Here is an 18,111-nt window from a genome sequence, read left to right on the forward strand (position 1 = left end):
AAACAAATGAGATATCCAATTGTTTTGAAAAGGAAAACTTTCTAAAAAAACTATGTGCTAAATAAACAATTAAATAGTTCCAATAAAGCTGCAGAGACAACATCTGCAGCTTTATTGGAACTCAATAGGAACTATTGGCTGATTAGATTCATTTGTCTCATGTTTGGAAATCGTAATTTCAAGGATTTCGTTACTAAATGTAGCGGTAATCTTTTTATTCAACAATGAAAATGGAAAGTCAATTGTACGTTCAACGCTTTCTTCCATTTGTTCTCTTGCAAGCGTTCCTTGCTTTTCATCATGAAATTCTCTAAGGCAGTATTTTTTGGCTGTGAGCTGTAAGTGGTCAGCTTGTATCTGAACGATAATATCCTTAGGGTGATACCCTAATAATTCAGCTTCGACAATAAATGATTGTTCTGTTTCAAATAAATCTATACGAACGGAATCATAATCTAAATAACTCATAAAGGGATTTGAAAGCATGACTTCTAACAACTCTTGAAAGCCTTTTACAAACATTTGGTCTGCTGGCAGACGCTTGTTTTTCATTTCTACGTTCCTCCATTATTTAAACTGTTTCACTTTACTATCATATGCGCGTTTATGTACTTAGTGAACTCCTGTGCAAAGAATAAGCTTGAAGTACTAGCTGCCTTTTCTATGCATAAAAAAGCAAGCTCTGTAGAGAGCTTGCCGCTGTTTTACATATCATGTCCGCTATTGTGTTTTTGGCGAGAATGCTTACGGTTCTTTACTTTATGAGATCCGCTTAGCGGTTCGGGCTGTCCAGAATTGCTTTTTGGCGCATTTCTTCTGATGTCTTTGCTGCTGTTTTTGTTCATAGTTAAACCCTCCCTTTCATTTATTAGGGTGGGATAGTGACAGGGGATTTATCCGATGAAAAATTCCCCTTTCTAAAAATAGGTTTAGCAAAAACAGGAAATGGGAACAGAAAAAAAGCGTCATATATAATGACGCCTTCTCGTTAGATTTCATGGAGTTAAACGATTTTGCTTTTCTAACTAGTGATTAGTATACCCAATAAGAGATTGTTTTATTGATTTTTTTTGCGTTTTTTATTATTTTGTTTCTGTTGTTCCGTTAATGGTTCATTTGAAAACTCTTCATTATAACCCGCTCCTTTTCCTTGAGCGCTAGCCGCGTTAGCTCCAGGAATGACGTGGTTTGACTTGCGTTTAGCCATGTTGAATCACCTCCGTTTCTAGCATGCGTAAAAATCAATGAAATATGAATTATTAGAAAAATAAAAGGGGGATGGAAAAAGGTTATAAGTGAAACTTATGTTAATTAATAACATTCTTTTTATTTACTTATGTATAATATTATATTAAGATAGATGGTGAAGGGAATAGAGGATGGGGTAAGTAAATCCTTTATACATAGAATTTTAAGGGGGTAAAAGCAATGACTAAAAAAGACGTTTTTAACGCTCGTTCGTCATTCGATCTTAATGGCAGCACATATAATTATTACCGCTTACAAGCTTTAGAGGAAGCAGGTTTAGGTAACGTATCTAAGCTGCCGTATTCAATTAAAGTATTATTAGAATCTGTTCTTCGTCAGGTAGATGGCCGTGTTATTACAAAAGAACACGTCGAAAACCTTGCAAAATGGGGAACAAAAGATATCAAAGATATCGATGTTCCTTTCAAACCATCTCGTGTTATTCTTCAAGATTTCACTGGAGTTCCAGCGGTTGTAGACTTAGCGTCACTTCGTAAAGCAATGGCTGATTTAGGAGGAGATCCTGACAAAATCAATCCAGAAATTCCAGTAGACCTCGTTGTCGACCACTCCGTACAAGTTGATAAAGCAGGTACAGCTGACTCATTACGAATTAATATGGACCTTGAGTTTCAACGTAATACAGAGCGCTATAATTTCTTAAGCTGGGCTCAAAAATCATTTAATAACTATCGTGCAGTTCCGCCAGCTACTGGTATCGTGCATCAAGTAAATTTAGAATATTTAGCAAACGTTGTTCATGCTGTTGAAGAAGATGGCGAATTCGTAGCTTTCCCTGATTCTCTAGTAGGTACTGACTCTCATACAACGATGATTAATGGTATCGGTGTTTTAGGATGGGGTGTTGGCGGTATTGAAGCGGAAGCAGGCATGCTTGGTCAACCTTCTTATTTCCCAGTTCCTGAAGTAATCGGTGTTAAACTTGTTGGTGAATTACCAAACGGTACTACAGCTACAGACTTAGCGTTAAAAGTTACGCAAGTGCTTCGTCAAAAAGGAGTAGTCGGAAAATTCGTTGAATTCTTCGGTCCTGGCGTAGCTGAACTTCCATTAGCTGACCGTGCAACAATCGCTAATATGGCTCCTGAATACGGTGCAACATGTGGATTCTTCCCAGTTGACGCAGAAGCATTAGCATATATGCGTTTAACAGGAAGAGATGAAAAAGACATTCAGGTTGTCGAACAATATACAAAAGCAAATGGTTTATTCTTCACACCAGAAAATGAAGATCCAATTTTCACTGACGTTGTTGAGATTAACCTTGCTGAGATTGAAGCAAATCTTTCTGGTCCAAAGCGTCCGCAAGATTTAATTCCACTTTCTCAAATGCAAACAGAATTCAAGAAGGCTTTAACAGCTCCTGTTAGCAACCAAAGCTTCGGACTTGATGCTAAAGACGCGGATAAAGAAATTACGTTTAAGCTTGCAGACGGTTCAGAAACAACAATGAAAACAGGTGCCATTGCCATTGCGGCTATCACAAGCTGTACAAACACATCAAATCCTTACGTATTAGTAGCAGCTGGTTTGGTTGCGAAAAAAGCGGTAGAAAAAGGATTGGATGTTCCAGCTTACGTGAAAACTTCTTTAGCACCAGGTTCAAAAGTAGTAACGGCTTACCTGCAAAATTCAGGGCTGCTCCCATACTTAGATAAAATCGGCTTTAACATCGTAGGTTATGGCTGTACGACTTGTATCGGTAACTCTGGTCCATTAGAAGCTGAAATTGAAGCAGCGATTGCAGATAGCGACTTGCTTGTAACGTCTGTTCTTTCAGGAAACCGTAACTTTGAAGGACGTATTCATCCATTAGTAAAAGGTAACTACCTTGCTTCTCCGCCGCTTGTTGTAGCCTATGCACTGGCTGGAACAGTAGATGTAGATTTACAAAAAGATCCAATCGGCATTGATACAGACGGCAATGAAGTATTCTTTAGCGACATCTGGCCTTCTCAAGATGAAATTAAAGAAGTTGTTAGCCGTACCGTAACGCCTGAATTATTCCGTAACGAGTATGAGCGCGTATTCGATGATAACGAGCGATGGAATGAAATTAAAACAAGCGAAGATGCGCTTTATACGTGGGAGAATGATTCAACGTACATTCAAAACCCACCTTTCTTTGAAGGCTTATCAGAAGAACCAGGTGAAGTAGAGCCGTTAAATGATCTTCGCGTAGTAGCGAAATTTGGTGACTCAGTGACAACGGATCACATTTCACCAGCGGGTTCAATTGCAAAAACATCACCTGCAGGTCTTTACCTTCAAGAAAACGGTGTAGAGCCAAAAGACTTTAACTCATATGGTTCTCGTCGTGGTAACCATGAAGTGATGATGCGCGGTACGTTTGCAAACATCCGTATTAAAAACCAAGTAGCTCCTGGTACAGAAGGCGGCTGGACAACGTACTGGCCAACAAATGACGTAATGAGCATTTATGATGCTTGTATGAAATACAAAGAGCAAGATACAGGTCTTGTTGTACTTGCAGGCAAAGATTACGGCATGGGAAGTTCTCGTGACTGGGCAGCAAAAGGAACAAATCTTTTAGGTATTAAAACAGTAATCGCTGAAAGCTTCGAGCGTATTCACCGTTCAAACCTAGTATTAATGGGTGTTTTACCTCTTCAATTTAAAGATGGTGAAAGCGCGGATACATTAGGTTTAACTGGAAAAGAAACAATTGCAGTAGCAGTTGATGAAACAGTAAAACCACGTGATTTTATAAAAGTAACAGCAACTGATGAAGCCGGAAACAAAAAAGAATTTGAAGTACTGGTTCGTTTCGATAGTGAAGTTGAAATTGATTACTATCGCCACGGTGGTATCCTTCAAATGGTGCTTCGTGATAAATTACAGTCTAAAACACATGCGTAAGTTATAAAGAAAAAGAGCGGTTCTCGTGAGCCGCTCTTTTTTTATGCAAACGCACCGTTTTCGACAAAAAGTGAGAGGGAAATATGCTATATTATAAAAGAAAATGCCCTATAAAAGGATTATTTTAGTAGATATTGCACATATCTATTAGTACATAGATTATCACTTTTTAGAAGAAATAAAGGAGCCGATCATATGGTTAAAAAAATAATTGCGGTCTTGCTTATAGTAGGCTTTCTTAGCTACGCACTTTGGCAAGGGCTTTCTCCAAATGAAGCATCCGATAATTCTAACTTAAGCGAATACAAGGATTTAAATATTAAAAAAGGCGATAGTGCTCGTCAGGCTTCGGGTCAAGCTTATGGGTTGGAACCAAAAGATATAGCGCCTCCGTTTACACTGTCAGATACGAGCGGGAAATCCGTTCAATTATCGGACTTTAAAGGAAAAAAAGTTATTTTAAACTTTTGGGCAACATGGTGTCCGCCGTGTCAAAAAGAAATGCCCGATATGCAAGCGTTTTATGAGAAATATGGAAACGATGTACAGTTGCTTGCGGTTAATTTAACTTCGTCAGAAGGCAGTAAACAGGCAGTATCTAAGTTTCTTAAAGAAAAACAGTTTACGTTTCGTGTATTATTGGACGACCAAGATAGTGTAGGAAGTAAAAAATATCGAGTCTCCACCATTCCGACATCTTACTTTATAGATGAAGAAGGGAAAATTGTTCAACGAGTGAATGGTCCAATGACGCTTAAACAAATGGAAAACTTTGCTCAACAAGCAGCGAATTAACTTCGCTGCTTGTTTTATTAAACATGAAACTTATTTACTTTATCATCGTATATATAGATAAGTCAGTAAACATGTCAAATTTTCTTACAACTTTTCAAAAAGTATGTTTACTTATCTGACAAATTGGTTACAATATAGATAGTTATATGATATCAGTTTCTTTAGATTTTTCAGATTTTTCATAAAAATTACATAAAGTAGGTGTTGTGATCATGAGAAAATTACGCAAACGTTCATTTGAAGAGTTAGTGCAAGAAAATAAAACGCAGCTGTTAAAAGATCAGTCAGAAATTGAACGCATTGAAATGGAAATTGAAAAGCGGTTAGAAGATCGTATGCTTGAAAGAGCTGAATAACTTTAAAGTAAGTTGGTTAGAGTAACGGTGAGGAGGGGATAAGCATGGGAAATCCTAAAAAACAAAGCAAACCTTTTGTTCCGAATCACATCGGCACTCAACCGAGAGAAGCTGGTGGAAATAATGGAAAACAAATGCAAGATACATCCGGCAAGCATCCTCAAGTTATTCAAACCAAAGGTGAATGAATAAAAAGTCGCTGAATTCAGCGACTTTTTATTATTTGAATTCTACTGTGAATAAATAAACGTAAGGATTGCTCGAAATAAGCTCTTTAACGACTTCTTCATCGTCGGTTGAAAGCGGAGCAACTCGTATGCCACTGCCATCGTCACCAAATAAAGCAGCAATTGGATATGTTTTATTCATTTTTACCGTTTGTTTTTTCTCTAATCCAGTAAAGGAATAGCCGTTCATTTTTTTTGGCTTTTCCGCTTCTATTCCTAGGTTTGTATCGTTGCTGCCTACATTAAACATAACTTTGTGAGTATCATCATCGATTTTATATGTAATAGCAAACATGTCAAATTCTTTTGAAACAGTCAACCCTCCTGAAAATAAAGGTTCTTTGGCTTTTCCCTTTTCGTAGTAAGTAGCTTTTACATAAGCTTCTTTTGCGTCACTAGGAGCTTTCACATCGTATGCAATGATATTGCTTTTGTAGTCCAGGTTTGTCACAGCTAACATTTTTTCTTCATGTTTTGAGTAATGATGAGGCTTCATAAAGGCACTTGCTGTCAATTTTGATGCCAATGAGGTTTGCGACATAAAAAATACGGCAAGCACTGCAGTAAAGATGACGCTTAGTAATGTTATCATTCGTTTAGTCATAGAGATTCCCCCTTTGTATGTATATATTACCATATTATGTATGTTTTATATATACATTTTAACTTAATTATAATTATATTATGTAAACTAAAATCATTTTTTTCCACTTATAGAGATGAACAAATCCGGCATACTACAATTGTAACAAAGTTATTTTGAGGAGGAAGATACAATGGCATGGAATAAACCGAATCCAGACGATCGCAGTGATAACGTTGAAAAATTACAAACAATGGTGCAAAATACAATGAAAAACATTGAAGAAGCAGAAGAAGCTGCTGCATGCAGCAATGAAGAAGAGCGTCAGCGCATTCAGCAAAAAAATCACAATCGCGAAGTAAGTATCGAAGCAATGCGCAGCGAAATAAAAGATGAGTCAGAAGCTCGTCAAAATGGTTACGAAGGTACGATTTAATAAATAAAGCAACGAAAATAAGCAGCTAAAAATAAACGGTTTTAGCTGCTTTCTTTCTATATTTTTTTAGTAAGACAATACTAATACAAACTAGCGAAGAGGTTTATGTAGGTGAAAAAGCACGTGAAAAAGAAAGTACTAAGGATTTTGATCAGTTTACTTGTCGTCTTGATTATTGTGGGCTCTTATCAAACACATAAGCCCTTGCCTAAAGGAGTTTCATACGAAAGTAAGCCCCACAAAGTAGAAGATGTATTTCTTTTATCAGACCTAACGTATCAAGACCAGCAGACATCTGTTTCTGAACAACATATTTTTCAAGCAGTTACGAATGCGATTGATGACGCAAAAGCTTTTATTATTATGGATATGTTTCTATTTAACGGCTACTATAACCAAGGCGAAACGTTTCCTCACCTTAGTGATACGCTTGCAAGTAAGCTGATTGAAAAGAAACGAAAACATCCTACTATCGAAATCGTCTTTATTACAGATGAAATCAATACAACCTACGCCTCACATGATTCAAAGTGGTTAGATTCACTGCGGCTAAACGGAATCAAAGTGGTGCAAACCAATTTATCTAAGCTCAGAGACTCCATTCCACTGTATTCTGCAGTATGGAGAACTTTTATTCAATGGTTTGGTGAAAAAGGAAACGGCTGGATAACAAATCCGTTTGGTACCAATGCGCCTAAAGCGACGGTCCGTGCTTATTTAAAGTTGTTAAATGTAAAAGCTAATCATAGAAAAGTAGTAGCAACAGATCAAAGCGTTATTATCTCCTCTGCCAATCCTCATGATGCAAGTTTTTATAATTCTAACATGGCCTTTGAAGTAAAAGGGAATATCATTGGAGATGTGGTGAAAAGTGAACAAGCGGTGTCAGATTTTTCTTACGGAGGAAAGTTACCTCAGTATAAGAAGAAAGAAAAAGAAAAAGAAAAGGGAGACCTCTATGTTCAGCTGTTAACAGAAGGAAAAATCTATAAGCACGTATTACATGATTTACGTCATGCTAAAAAAGGAGACGATGTATGGCTTGGCATGTTTTATCTTGGAGATCGAGACGTAATAAAGGCGCTTTTGAAAGCTTCCAAACAAGGCGCAAACGTACGATTAATTTTAGATCCTAATGAAAATGCGTTTGGAAGAAAAAAGTTCGGACTGCCTAACCGTCCAGTAGCAGCAGAACTTGTGAAAAAATCTAAAGGCGATATTAAAGTTCGCTGGTATCATACGGGAAAAGAGCAGTATCATCCTAAAACTTTATTTATTCGGAACAAAAGAAAGGCAACGATTATTGCAGGAGCAGCAAATTTCACAAAACGAAATTTAGATGACTTGAATTTAGAAACGGATATTAAAGTATCAGGACCTTCTAACAAAAAGGTTATGACCGAACTAAACGCTTATTTTGACCGTTTATGGACAAATAAAGACTACACATATACACTTCCTTATAAAAAGTATGAAAATAAGATGACGCGGCTGGAAACACTGATATATCGCATTCAAAATGTGCTTAGTCTTACAACATATTGAGTTACAACCAAACTAGTAGGAGTATATTCTCCTTATATGGTAAGATAAAACAGGAACAGTGCAAGAGGAGGTAGAATCATGCTAGTGTCGAAGAAAGAAATCGAAGTGCGCTATGCAGAAACCGATCAGATGGGCGTTGTGTATCATGCTAACTATTTAGTATGGATGGAAATAGGTCGAACGCAGTTTATTAGTGATTTAGGTTTTAGCTATGCACAAATGGAAAGAGACGGTGTGCTGTCGCCAGTTATTGATATACAGGCTTCATATAAAAAGCCGCTTCATTATGGCGAGACAGCTGTAGTACATACTTGGGTTGAGAACTATGACGGTCTACGCGTTGTGTACGGCTACGAAATTTTTAATTCAAATGAAGAACTTGCGTTAACAGGAACATCGTCACACGTATGTGTGAAAAAAGAAAACTTTAAGCCTATTTCGATTCGCCGTAATTATCCGGAATGGCATAAAGCCTATGAAGATGCCAAAAAGCAGGGTTAAGCGCAAGAATAAAAAGCATCGATAAATCGATGCTTTTTTTCTTACGCTTCGTAATGAAAGTCAGGTTCTTTTGTTTCTTCATTATAATTTACGGTCAAATCATGACCGTCAAAGTACCAAAGGTCTTCATCTTCTACGAAGAATGTTAAACCGTCAACTTTTGTTTCAACGCCAACGTTTTTAGGAGAATCTGTGTTTACACCTAAAGAAAAACCTTTTTGAACGTTGCTGCATCCGCCGTAGCGAACAAAAAAGCGAATTGTTTCGTTTCCTTCTAGCATCATTTCATCTTTGTACCACGTAGCTGCTGCTTCTGTTACTGTTAATTTCATTCATTATGCTCCTTCCAATACTGCGGATACATTTATTATAGTAGAAAGGTAGATAAATTACCAATATATACGAATCCAGCTAGGAAGGAATGAGATAAAATAAAACGATTTAATATAGAGGTGAAGGCTTCATTTCTATATTAAATCGTTTCATTCTTTCATTTGAAATCATATTGTTTTCCAATGGTTTCCCAGCAGTGAACGCAGTAGCGGCTTCCTTCTAGCTGTGCATCCATTTTCTTATTTCGTTTGCAAATGGGGCATTTTTTCTTCACATCATTCACCTCCTTATTTTAGTATCAGTATAACTAATAAATAAGAAATGTATTCGCTTACAAGGTGGTTATAAAAAAAGAAATAAGAGGAAGATCCTCTTATTTCTTTTTACCTGACAAAAATGTGACTTTCGGTTCTGTTTTGTTAAGAATACGGGTAATGTTTGCGCGGTGTCTGTAAATGACAAAGGCTACAATTAAACCAATAATCATAATAAGCACGTAGTCTTGTTTAAACAGCGTGTAGATAAAGGTTAATACCCCGGTAATCATTGATGACAGTGATACATATTTCGTTATGTATAAGCAGATAAAAAAACATAATAGTACGAAAACAAATAAAAGAGGTTCATAACATAAAATCACTCCGGCGGACGTGGCAACAGCTTTCCCGCCTTTAAATTTCGCGAAAACAGGAAAAATATGACCAATGACAGCAAATAAACCAATGAAGAGAATGTTTTGATTCGTATTAAATAAAAGCGGTAAAGAAGCTGCTAGGGTTCCTTTTAGAATGTCTCCCAGCGTAACGATAATTCCGGCTTTTACACCCAATGTACGAAAGGAGTTGGTCCCGCCTAAATTGCCGCTTCCATGCTCTCGTATATCGATGCCGTATCCTAGTTTTCCAACAACTAGTCCAAAAGGAATAGAGCCCAAGATATAGGCAAGAATAGGTAATAAATAATTCATGTTTGAAAGCTCCTTTATTTCTATATCGTTTCTATTTTACCATGAGATACTTAAAAAAACATAGCTAGTTTTGGGTGAGAGACAATTATTTTAAAAAAAGAAGACGTTTACAAAAATAGAGAAAACGGGTACTATATGCAGGAAATCAACTGTAAATCGCGAATGTTGTTCAGTACATATTATATAGCTAAGAGAGGTAATAGACATGTCCATTAAAATTCCTTCCCGCCAAGAGCTTGGTAAAATATTAAAAAAAAGCAAGCGCATTGCTGTAGTAGGTTTATCAGATAACCCTCATCGAACGTCTTATATGGTTTCAGAAGCCATGCAGCAACAAGGCTACGAGATTATTCCGGTGAACCCGACAATAAACTCAGCGCTCGGCGTAAAAGCCGTATCTTCATTAAAAGAAATTGAAGGACATATTGATATCGTTAATGTATTTCGCCGCTCTGAGCATTTACTTGAAGTTGCAGAAGAGTTTTTAGAAGTAGATGCAGACGTATTTTGGGCACAATCTGGTTTAATTAATGAAGAAGCATATGACCTGCTCGCTAAAAAAGGGTATACTGTAGTTATGGATCGTTGTATAAAAGTTGAGCATGCTTTAACAAAGTAAGATCTATAAGCAGAACAACCAACCCATGCACACTGCTTGCATGGGTTTCACCATGCGTTGAAATAGTAAGAGCGTTTCCGCTACAATAGACGTTAGACAGCTAGCTTTATAATGCTTATAATCCATGAATACACAAGATATTGCTTTTATAATACGGAAATTTGTGCTAAAATCTTGTAAGTACGCAAAAATAGAAACATACGTTCTGTTGATGCGAACACTATAAAATTAAAAGATAGGATACATGATCATTTATTCTTAGACACGAAGCGCAAACGTTTGTGTTTCATACATAATGTAGTAATGTTCGTTGTGATGAAAGGGGTAGTATGAATGGCTCGGAAACAACAATTTAATTATAATGAAGATGCAATTCAAGTACTAGAAGGATTAGATGCCGTTCGTAAACGTCCTGGTATGTATATTGGAAGTACGGATACACGAGGTCTGCATCATTTAGTATATGAAATCGTCGACAACTCTGTCGATGAAGCTCTAGCAGGCTACGGAGAAGAAATTATTGTAACCATTCACAAAGATAATTCAATTTCTGTACAAGATAAAGGTCGAGGTATGCCAACGGGCATGCATAAACTAGGAAAACCAACGCCTGAAGTTATTTTAACCATCTTGCATGCAGGAGGTAAATTCGGACAGGGTGGATATAAAACAAGCGGAGGCTTACATGGAGTAGGTGCATCTGTTGTAAATGCGCTGTCTGAATGGTTGACTGTAACCATTCATAGAGATGGATTTATTTATGAACAGCGTTTTGAAAATGGAGGAAAGCCGGTTACGACGCTAGAAAAAATAGGGAAAACGAAAAAAACGGGAACAACGATTCATTTCAAACCGGATGCCACGATCTTTTCAACAACTGTGTATAATTATGACACGCTGTGTGAACGGCTCCGCGAATCGGCTTTTCTATTAAAAGGATTCAAAATAGAGTTAATCGATAAAAGACATGATCGTCACGATATCTTTCATTATGAAACAGGTATTCAAGCCTTCGTTTCATATTTAAATGAAGAAAAAGATTCACTTCATCCAGTCGTCTTTTTTGAAGGGATTCACCATAATATTGAAGTTGAATTTGCCTTTCAATTTAATGATGGTTATTCTGAAACCATTTTATCATTCGTTAATAATGTTCGTACCAAGGATGGTGGAACGCATGAGTCCGGTGCAAAAAGCGCTATGACCCGTGCATTTAATGAATACGCCCGTAAAGTAAGCTTGCTAAAAGAAAAAGATAAAAACTTAGAAGGAACAGATATACGAGAAGGCTTGGGAGCAATCGTTTCCGTTAGAATACCTGAAGAGTTGCTTCAGTTTGAAGGACAAACAAAAGGAAAGTTAGGTACAAGTGAAGCTCGTTCGTCCGTAGATGCAGTTATTTCTGAAAAACTTGCCTATTTCTTAGAAGAAAACCCGGACGTAAGCTCTCTTCTTGTAAAAAAAGCAATCAAAGCTGCTCAAGCGCGTGAAGCAGCACGAAAGGCAAGAGAAGATGCAAGAAACGGGAAGAAACGAAAGCGTCAAGAAACCGTTCTAAGCGGAAAGTTAACGCCTGCGCAATCAAGAAATCCTCAGCGAAACGAACTGTACTTAGTCGAAGGGGATTCCGCCGGAGGTTCAGCAAAACAAGGAAGGGATCGCCGCTTTCAAGCTGTGCTGCCACTGCGAGGGAAGGTTATCAATACCGAAAAAGCTAAGCTTCAAGATATTTTTAAAAACGAAGAAATTAGTACGATCATCCACGCGATAGGCGGAGGAGTAGGAGCAGATTTCACCATCGATGATATTAACTACGATAAAATAGTCATCATGACCGATGCGGATACGGATGGCGCTCATATTCAAGTGCTTCTGCTAACGTTTTTCTACCGCTATATGAAACCGCTTGTGGAAGCAGGAAAAGTATTTATTGCTCTTCCACCGCTCTATAAAGTAAGTAAAGGTTCAGGTAAAAAAGAAGTGGTTGAATATTCATGGAGTGACGAAGAATTGCAAGGTGCTATCGATAAGGTAGGAAGAGGGTATATGATTCAACGCTATAAAGGTCTCGGTGAAATGAACGCAGATCAGCTGTGGGAAACAACAATGAACCCAGAGACGCGTACGCTGATTCGTGTTCGTATTGACGATGCTGCCCGCGCTGATCGTCGTGTGACCACTTTGATGGGCGATAAAGTAGAACCTCGCAGAAAATGGATTGAAAGCAACGTAGCGTTTGGATTAGAAGAAGATCCAAATATTTTAGATAATGAAAATGTATTAACGGTCGCAGAGGAGGACGTACAATGACACAAACAGAACGCTTTTTAGATTTACCTCTTGAGGATGTACTAGGCGACCGTTTTGGTCGATACAGTAAATATATTATTCAAGAGCGTGCACTGCCGGATGCAAGAGACGGGTTAAAACCCGTTCAGCGCCGTATTTTATATGCAATGCACGTAGATGGAAATACAGCAGAAAAAGGCTTTCGCAAGTCAGCCAAAACTGTAGGGAATGTAATTGGTAACTATCACCCTCATGGTGATTCATCTGTATATGATGCCATGGTTCGAATGAGTCAAGAATGGAAAGTTAGAAATGTATTAATCGAAATGCATGGAAACAACGGAAGTATTGATGGAGATCCCCCAGCAGCAATGCGTTATACAGAAGCTCGCCTTTCATCGATTGCTGCAGAACTTCTACGAGATATTGACAAACAAACGGTTGAGTTTGTGTCTAACTTCGATGATACAAGCAGTGAACCAACTGTGTTACCGGCTATGTTTCCTAACTTGCTAGTAAATGGATCCACGGGTATTTCAGCTGGTTATGCTACAGAACTTCCTCCTCATCATTTAGGTGAAGTAATTGACGCAACGATCATGCGAATTGATAAACCAACGTGTACAATTGAAGAGTTGATGACGGCTATTCAAGGTCCTGATTTTCCTACGGGAGGAATCATTCAAGGGGTAGACGGGATTAAGAAAGCCTACGAGACAGGTAAAGGAAAAATTATTATTCGCGGAAAAACGGAAGTGGAGTCCATTCGCGGCGGAAAACAGCAAATTGTCATTACAGAAATTCCGTTTGAAGTAAACAAAGCCAACCTTGTTAAGAAAATGGATGAGCTTCGTTTAGATAAAAAAGTGGAAGGTATTGCTGAAGTTCGCGATGAAACGGATCGTACGGGTCTGCGCATCGTAGTAGAATTAAAAAAAGATGCAAATGCTCAAGGAGTACTTCACTATCTTTATAAAAATACGGATCTGCAAGTACCGTATAATTTTAACATGGTTGCTATTGCTAAAAAGCGACCAAAGCTTATGAGCTTGGCTAACATTCTTGATGCTTATATTGATCATCAAAGAGAAGTGGTAACAAATCGTTCTAAATATGAACTGCAAAAAGCACGTGAACGTGAACATATTGTAGCGGGATTGATTAAGGCCCTGTCGATTTTAGATGAAGTTATTGCGACGATTAGAGCTTCTAAAGATAAGCGCGACGCTAAAAATAATTTAATTGCCAAATATGAATTTACAGAACCTCAAGCAGAGGCGATTGTATCGCTTCAATTATACCGTTTGACAAATACGGACATCACAGCTCTACAAGCGGAAGCCGAAGAGCTAGGTGCTAAAATTAACGAGTTAGAAGAAATCTTACATAGCGAGAAAAAACTTTTTAATGTAATCAAAAAAGAATTACGCCGTGTAAAGAAGCAATATAGTACAGAACGCCGCTCAAAAATTGAAGCGGAAATCGAAGAAATTAAGATTAATCTAGAAGTGATGGTTCCATCTGAAGAAGTGATGGTGACAGTCACAAAAGACGGATACGTAAAACGAACAAGCCTTCGTTCTTACGCCGCGTCTAACGGGCAAGACTTCGGTATGAAAGATACGGACCGAATTTTAGCGAAGTATGAAATTAATACAACCGAAACGCTGCTCATCTTCACAAACAAAGGGAATTATTTATATATGCCAGTGCACGAACTTCCTGATATCAGGTGGAAAGACATGGGGCAGCATATCATGAACATTGTTCCAATTGATAAAGAAGAGCAAATTGTACGGGCGATACCGGTGAAAGAATTTAAAGAAAATCAGTATCTGCTTTTCTTTACGAAAAATGGTATGGTCAAAAAATCAGAATTACTTCAATATAAAGCACAGCGCTACTCCAAAGCCCTTGTCGCGGTTAATTTAAAAGGCGATGATGAAGTAATTGATGTATATCAAACGGATGGTAAAAAACAAGTGTTTATTGCCACTCGTTCTGGCTACGGATTGCGTTTCCCGGAAGAAGAAATCAATATTGTAGGAACTCGCGCTTCTGGTGTGAAAGGAATTAACTTAAAAGACGATGATTATGTTGTAAGCGGCGTTATCTTCGATGAAGATGAAGCTCTATCAACTGAATTATTTATCGCCACGCAGCGAGGAGCTGTGAAAAAGACAAAAATTACTGAGTTTGAAGAATCAGCACGAGCAAAACGAGGGCTAGTGATGGTCCGAGAACTAAAATCTAATCCGCATCAAATTGCAAAAGTAAAAGCAATTTCTAAAGAACATTACATGATAGTAGAATCATCCAAAGGTCAAATCGAGCAGGTTGATCCGTCTACAATGCGAGCTAGCGACCGATACAGCAACGGTTCATTCGTATTGGACCAAAGTGAAGCTGGCAATTTAATTGATGTGTGGCTGGAAGAAAAATAACAAAAAAAGTAGTAAAGTGTTAAAAACTTTACTACTTTTTTTGTCTAATATTTTTAAATTAAACTATGTTCTAAATAAACAATATAAAAGAATTTCCCTACTCATTATCCCAGATAAACATTATACATCTTCTACACAAGCCTCTAAGAAACTTTTGAATGTTCCAATTGTCCTACACATATATATAAAAGAACAACTAGGAGGTGTTATAGATGAACTACTTTATTCACGTAACTCCTAAGACTAAACTTTTTGTTCGAGATATTGGAAAAGGGGAACCCGTTCTTTTCCTTCACGGGTGGCCGGTTAACGCTAAAATGTACGAATACCAATTTACAACGTTGCCGGCCCGAGGTATTCGATGTATCGCTCCTGATCTTCGGGGATTCGGAAAATCAGATGCACCTTTCACCGGCTATTCTTATAATCAATTAGCGGATGATGTTCGCATGTTAGTAGAAAGACTGGAGCTTAAAAATTATACGCTCGTAGGCTTTTCTATGGGGGGAGCCATTGCCATTCGATATATGAGCAGACATTTAGGATATGGCGTGAAGAAGTTAATTTTATTAGGAGCAGCGGCTCCTAGTTTTATTCAAAAAACTGATTTTCCATATGGACTTCCTTCTGAAGAAGTAAATACAATTATTCAAAATACGTATAGAGATCGTCCTAACATGCTTGAAGAGTTTGGGAAAAAGTTTTTTAATCAGCCAACCAGTTCAGCTTTTAGAGGGTGGTTTCAAGATTTAGGTTTAGAGGCATCCGGTCATGGAACGATTAAAACTGCGGTGTCTTTACGAGACGAAGACTTACGGGAAGATTTAAGTCAAATTTTCGCTGAGACATATATATTACACGGGAAAAAAGATCAAATTTGTCCATTTGATCTTGCAAAAGTTATGAATCGTCATATTTCATTTTCTACACTTCTTCCATTTGAAAACAGTGGACACGGCCTTTTTTATGATGACCGTGAGAAAGTAAATGACACTCTTATTGAACTCATCGCTAAAAGCTCAGCCTACAAGTAAGGATATACATTTAAAACCGAACTGGCAGCCAAATAAAAAAAGTAAAAACCCGGCACCTAACGTAATGAAACGAAGAAGCTTAGGCGTGATAAATTTTCTTGTAAAATGAATGCTGCTGGCAATATTTAAATTCCAAAGAAGGATGCCAAAGATAATAAAGAAACTGTGAAAAAAGACAGATAGCCATGTTTGACTTTGGAGGCTTTCGCTTAAGCTTGACCCAAATACACCAAACCAAAACACAATATTTAAAGGATTCATAAGAGCAATGAAGAAACCTGTAAAAAACGACTTATCTCTTTTAATAGAGGGTTTATTTACATCTATTGAAAAGGAGCGAGAAACAGCTTGTTTCATACTTTGAAAGCCAACAAATGTGAGCATGACAAAACCAGTTGCATACAGGGTAACAGTAACAGCCTGCATCTGAACAAAAGGCGTTAAGCCTATTAAAATGAGGAGCATAAATAAAATGTCGGCCGTCATGCCTCCTAAACCAACTAGCCAAGAAGCCCAAAAACCTTTCGTCAGGCCTTTTTTAATCATCTCTATATTAATTGGACCTACCGGTGCTGCGAGACTAATACCTAGAATTATTTGTTTTATAGCAATCAAAAACCACTCCACAAACACAGCCTCCTTTCTAACTTGTCCAATAGTAGCTTATATATATATAGATTAGAGTTTTATAATTTAGAAGCGACATTTAGTTAAAAATGCTCATAAACTTTCTTTTCTTTAATACACATGTAACGTTGAGTTCCATAAGGAGGGTTTTAATGGCATCAAAAATGCTTTTTCGAGCCAATGAGATTTTAGAGTCAACGCACGTCCCGTTTTGGGGAAAAGATGCTTTTCAATATTTCCGAAGCGATATATTATCAGAAGAAAATCCATTTCCTTGTATATTAGGGGTAGAAGGCTTTAAAAAAGATTTACTGCGGTTTTCATTTGTGACTACTCCTTATAACTACCAAGATATTAGGAATGCAGCGTCGGCACTTAGAGAATACATAGATACTTTTAAAACCATAGGTCGCTATACATCCTTTGTGTTATTCTTTAAGCCTGAACATAAAGAACGTTCAATGGAAGAGTACGAAACGATGTTTTGGGATACGTTGACGTTTCTTCATCAAATTGATCAAAAGAAATGGCCGCAAGACATTCCAAAAGATCCAAAAGATCCATTATGGGAATTTTGCTTTCACGGAGAACCTATTTTTGTCGTCTGTAATACGCCTGCTCATTCTTTACGTAAAAGCCGTAAGAGCAGGGGATTTATGATTACATTTCAACCTCGGTGGGTGTTTGAAGGTATGACAGGAGATTCAAAAATAGGGCGGCACGTACAAAAGGTGGTCCGCGATCGGTTAAAAACATATGATGACGTATCAGCTCACCCTGAGTTAGGATGGTATGGACAGCAGGAAAACCGAGAGTGGAAGCAATATTTTTTACACGATGATAACAACTATACTACCGGACAGTGTCCGTTTAAATTAAAAAGGAGTGAGCAGCATGGACGTAAAAAAAGCCTCTATTAAAAAAGGAGTTGGCGGAAAGTTTGAAGAAGTAATTAAAGAACTGCTTCCGGCGTATACTGGATACGTTGAAGTACAGCATGATATTGCTTTTCAAACGCACCCATCTCATACCCATCCAACTGATGAAATTCTTCATATACTTGAAGGATCTATTTACTTTACAGTTGAACATGATACGGTTCTATGTCAGGCAGGAGATCGGATACATTTACCGAAACAGACGGTTCATTCGTCAAAAGCCGGTCCTGATGGGTGCACATACGTTATTTCCATTTTAAAATAAAGA

The 18,111-nt window shown here is 37.7% G+C and carries 20 protein-coding genes; 13 read left to right on the forward strand and 7 right to left on the reverse strand.

What is annotated here, in order from left to right; all coding sequences use genetic code 11:
- Positions 1-111: 111 nt before the first annotated feature.
- The 3 genes from ACFX40_RS13375 to sspO all read right to left on the reverse strand — a co-directional run bounded on the left by ACFX40_RS13375 (position 112) and on the right by sspO (position 1,207).
- Complete coding sequence (locus ACFX40_RS13375; protein WP_034266496.1) at positions 112-552, reverse strand: Hsp20/alpha crystallin family protein; 441 nt, start codon at positions 550-552, stop codon at positions 112-114.
- A 152-nt stretch (positions 553-704) separates the two neighbouring features.
- Positions 705-845 (reverse strand): small acid-soluble spore protein P, encoded by a 141-nt coding sequence (locus tag ACFX40_RS13380; RefSeq protein WP_013057256.1) that lies wholly within the window; start codon positions 843-845, stop codon positions 705-707.
- A 212-nt stretch (positions 846-1,057) separates the two neighbouring features.
- The gene (sspO, locus tag ACFX40_RS13385; RefSeq protein ID WP_013083371.1) at positions 1,058-1,207 is read right to left on the reverse strand and encodes a small acid-soluble spore protein O; all 150 of its coding nucleotides are present in this window, start codon (positions 1,205-1,207) and stop codon (positions 1,058-1,060) included.
- Between the two features lie 221 nt (positions 1,208-1,428).
- On the opposite strand from sspO, the gene acnA reads away from it, so the two are divergent.
- From acnA to ACFX40_RS13405, 4 genes are all read left to right on the forward strand, one after another.
- A complete protein-coding gene (gene acnA, locus ACFX40_RS13390; RefSeq protein ID WP_028408344.1) occupies positions 1,429-4,149 on the forward strand; it encodes an aconitate hydratase AcnA in 2,721 nt (906 codons plus the stop codon).
- Positions 4,150-4,344: 195 nt separating this feature from the next.
- Positions 4,345-4,944, forward strand: coding sequence for a TlpA disulfide reductase family protein (locus tag ACFX40_RS13395; protein ID WP_098331767.1), 600 nt, complete (start codon positions 4,345-4,347; stop codon positions 4,942-4,944).
- Between the two features lie 212 nt (positions 4,945-5,156).
- The gene (locus ACFX40_RS13400; RefSeq protein WP_013057252.1) at positions 5,157-5,300 is read left to right on the forward strand and encodes an FbpB family small basic protein; all 144 of its coding nucleotides are present in this window, start codon (positions 5,157-5,159) and stop codon (positions 5,298-5,300) included.
- Positions 5,301-5,344: 44 nt separating this feature from the next.
- Positions 5,345-5,488, forward strand: a complete 144-nt coding sequence (locus ACFX40_RS13405) for an acid-soluble spore protein N (RefSeq protein ID WP_013057251.1) — start codon at positions 5,345-5,347, stop codon at positions 5,486-5,488.
- A 31-nt stretch (positions 5,489-5,519) separates the two neighbouring features.
- On the opposite strand, the gene ACFX40_RS13410 is transcribed toward ACFX40_RS13405, so the two are convergent.
- On the reverse strand, positions 5,520-6,131 hold the full coding sequence (locus ACFX40_RS13410; RefSeq protein ID WP_098792193.1) for a hypothetical protein: 612 nt from the start codon (positions 6,129-6,131) through the stop codon (positions 5,520-5,522).
- Positions 6,132-6,303: 172 nt separating this feature from the next.
- Here ACFX40_RS13410 and tlp point away from each other — a divergent pair, with 172 nt between their 5' ends.
- The 3 genes from tlp to ACFX40_RS13425 all read left to right on the forward strand — a co-directional run bounded on the left by tlp (position 6,304) and on the right by ACFX40_RS13425 (position 8,592).
- Complete coding sequence (tlp, locus tag ACFX40_RS13415) at positions 6,304-6,546, forward strand: small acid-soluble spore protein Tlp (RefSeq protein ID WP_013083367.1); 243 nt, start codon at positions 6,304-6,306, stop codon at positions 6,544-6,546.
- A gap of 111 nt (positions 6,547-6,657) precedes the next feature.
- Positions 6,658-8,091: a phospholipase D family protein gene (locus ACFX40_RS13420; RefSeq protein WP_098333080.1), complete on the forward strand. Its 1,434-nt coding sequence runs from the start codon at positions 6,658-6,660 to the stop codon at positions 8,089-8,091.
- 78 nt (positions 8,092-8,169) lie between these two features.
- Positions 8,170-8,592: an acyl-CoA thioesterase gene (locus tag ACFX40_RS13425; protein ID WP_028408348.1), complete on the forward strand. Its 423-nt coding sequence runs from the start codon at positions 8,170-8,172 to the stop codon at positions 8,590-8,592.
- 41 nt (positions 8,593-8,633) lie between these two features.
- Here ACFX40_RS13425 and ACFX40_RS13430 read toward each other — a convergent pair whose 3' ends face one another.
- Both ACFX40_RS13430 and plsY read right to left on the reverse strand, forming a co-directional pair.
- Positions 8,634-8,924 carry a HesB/YadR/YfhF family protein gene (locus ACFX40_RS13430; protein WP_013057245.1) on the reverse strand — a complete coding sequence of 97 codons (291 nt, stop codon included), beginning with the start codon at positions 8,922-8,924 and terminating at the stop codon, positions 8,634-8,636.
- 374 nt (positions 8,925-9,298) lie between these two features.
- Positions 9,299-9,892, reverse strand: a complete 594-nt coding sequence (gene plsY / locus ACFX40_RS13435; protein WP_060745510.1) for a glycerol-3-phosphate 1-O-acyltransferase PlsY — start codon at positions 9,890-9,892, stop codon at positions 9,299-9,301.
- 205 nt (positions 9,893-10,097) lie between these two features.
- Here plsY and ACFX40_RS13440 point away from each other — a divergent pair, with 205 nt between their 5' ends.
- The 4 genes from ACFX40_RS13440 to ACFX40_RS13455 all read left to right on the forward strand — a co-directional run bounded on the left by ACFX40_RS13440 (position 10,098) and on the right by ACFX40_RS13455 (position 16,278).
- A complete protein-coding gene (locus ACFX40_RS13440; protein ID WP_013057242.1) occupies positions 10,098-10,511 on the forward strand; it encodes a CoA-binding protein in 414 nt (137 codons plus the stop codon).
- Positions 10,512-10,844: 333 nt separating this feature from the next.
- The gene (gene parE, locus ACFX40_RS13445) at positions 10,845-12,821 is read left to right on the forward strand and encodes a DNA topoisomerase IV subunit B (RefSeq protein ID WP_013057241.1); all 1,977 of its coding nucleotides are present in this window, start codon (positions 10,845-10,847) and stop codon (positions 12,819-12,821) included.
- Positions 12,818-15,244, forward strand: coding sequence for a DNA topoisomerase IV subunit A (gene parC / locus ACFX40_RS13450; protein WP_060745511.1), 2,427 nt, complete (start codon positions 12,818-12,820; stop codon positions 15,242-15,244). Before parE ends, parC begins: the two co-directional genes overlap by 4 nt.
- Positions 15,245-15,456: 212 nt before the next feature.
- Positions 15,457-16,278, forward strand: coding sequence for an alpha/beta fold hydrolase (locus ACFX40_RS13455; RefSeq protein ID WP_098249602.1), 822 nt, complete (start codon positions 15,457-15,459; stop codon positions 16,276-16,278).
- On the opposite strand, the gene ACFX40_RS13460 is transcribed toward ACFX40_RS13455, so the two are convergent.
- Positions 16,264-16,905 (reverse strand): LysE family transporter, encoded by a 642-nt coding sequence (locus ACFX40_RS13460; RefSeq protein ID WP_060745513.1) that lies wholly within the window; start codon positions 16,903-16,905, stop codon positions 16,264-16,266. The two genes, ACFX40_RS13455 and ACFX40_RS13460, sit on opposite strands and share 15 nt — an antisense overlap.
- Positions 16,906-17,057: 152 nt before the next feature.
- Between ACFX40_RS13460 and ACFX40_RS13465 the strand changes: the two genes are divergently transcribed.
- Together ACFX40_RS13465 and ACFX40_RS13470 are read left to right on the forward strand one after the other, a co-directional pair.
- Positions 17,058-17,825 (forward strand): YqcI/YcgG family protein, encoded by a 768-nt coding sequence (locus tag ACFX40_RS13465; RefSeq protein WP_098249603.1) that lies wholly within the window; start codon positions 17,058-17,060, stop codon positions 17,823-17,825.
- Positions 17,800-18,108 carry a cupin domain-containing protein gene (locus tag ACFX40_RS13470; protein ID WP_034651653.1) on the forward strand — a complete coding sequence of 103 codons (309 nt, stop codon included), beginning with the start codon at positions 17,800-17,802 and terminating at the stop codon, positions 18,106-18,108. Before ACFX40_RS13465 ends, ACFX40_RS13470 begins: the two co-directional genes overlap by 26 nt.
- Positions 18,109-18,111 lie beyond the last annotated feature (3 nt).

The organism is Priestia sp. YIM B13552, from assembly GCF_042787775.1.
GTDB classification, from domain to species: domain Bacteria; phylum Bacillota; class Bacilli; order Bacillales; family Bacillaceae_H; genus Priestia; species Priestia megaterium_E.

What these genes read in the sequence shown, in the direction of transcription:
- ACFX40_RS13375 (WP_034266496.1), bottom strand. Translation starts at nt 552, where the DNA reads ATGAAAAACAAGCGTCTGCCAGCAGACCAAATGTTTGTAAAAGGCTTT.
- ACFX40_RS13380 (WP_013057256.1), bottom strand. Translation starts at nt 845, where the DNA reads ATGAACAAAAACAGCAGCAAAGACATCAGAAGAAATGCGCCAAAAAGC.
- sspO (WP_013083371.1), bottom strand. Translation starts at nt 1,207, where the DNA reads ATGGCTAAACGCAAGTCAAACCACGTCATTCCTGGAGCTAACGCGGCT.
- acnA (WP_028408344.1), top strand. Translation starts at nt 1,429, where the DNA reads ATGACTAAAAAAGACGTTTTTAACGCTCGTTCGTCATTCGATCTTAAT.
- ACFX40_RS13395 (WP_098331767.1), top strand. Translation starts at nt 4,345, where the DNA reads ATGGTTAAAAAAATAATTGCGGTCTTGCTTATAGTAGGCTTTCTTAGC.
- ACFX40_RS13400 (WP_013057252.1), top strand. Translation starts at nt 5,157, where the DNA reads ATGAGAAAATTACGCAAACGTTCATTTGAAGAGTTAGTGCAAGAAAAT.
- ACFX40_RS13405 (WP_013057251.1), top strand. Translation starts at nt 5,345, where the DNA reads ATGGGAAATCCTAAAAAACAAAGCAAACCTTTTGTTCCGAATCACATC.
- ACFX40_RS13410 (WP_098792193.1), bottom strand. Translation starts at nt 6,131, where the DNA reads ATGACTAAACGAATGATAACATTACTAAGCGTCATCTTTACTGCAGTG.
- tlp (WP_013083367.1), top strand. Translation starts at nt 6,304, where the DNA reads ATGGCATGGAATAAACCGAATCCAGACGATCGCAGTGATAACGTTGAA.
- ACFX40_RS13425 (WP_028408348.1), top strand. Translation starts at nt 8,170, where the DNA reads ATGCTAGTGTCGAAGAAAGAAATCGAAGTGCGCTATGCAGAAACCGAT.
- ACFX40_RS13430 (WP_013057245.1), bottom strand. Translation starts at nt 8,924, where the DNA reads ATGAAATTAACAGTAACAGAAGCAGCAGCTACGTGGTACAAAGATGAA.
- plsY (WP_060745510.1), bottom strand. Translation starts at nt 9,892, where the DNA reads ATGAATTATTTATTACCTATTCTTGCCTATATCTTGGGCTCTATTCCT.
- ACFX40_RS13440 (WP_013057242.1), top strand. Translation starts at nt 10,098, where the DNA reads ATGTCCATTAAAATTCCTTCCCGCCAAGAGCTTGGTAAAATATTAAAA.
- parE (WP_013057241.1), top strand. Translation starts at nt 10,845, where the DNA reads ATGGCTCGGAAACAACAATTTAATTATAATGAAGATGCAATTCAAGTA.
- parC (WP_060745511.1), top strand. Translation starts at nt 12,818, where the DNA reads ATGACACAAACAGAACGCTTTTTAGATTTACCTCTTGAGGATGTACTA.
- ACFX40_RS13455 (WP_098249602.1), top strand. Translation starts at nt 15,457, where the DNA reads ATGAACTACTTTATTCACGTAACTCCTAAGACTAAACTTTTTGTTCGA.
- ACFX40_RS13465 (WP_098249603.1), top strand. Translation starts at nt 17,058, where the DNA reads ATGGCATCAAAAATGCTTTTTCGAGCCAATGAGATTTTAGAGTCAACG.
- ACFX40_RS13470 (WP_034651653.1), top strand. Translation starts at nt 17,800, where the DNA reads ATGGACGTAAAAAAAGCCTCTATTAAAAAAGGAGTTGGCGGAAAGTTT.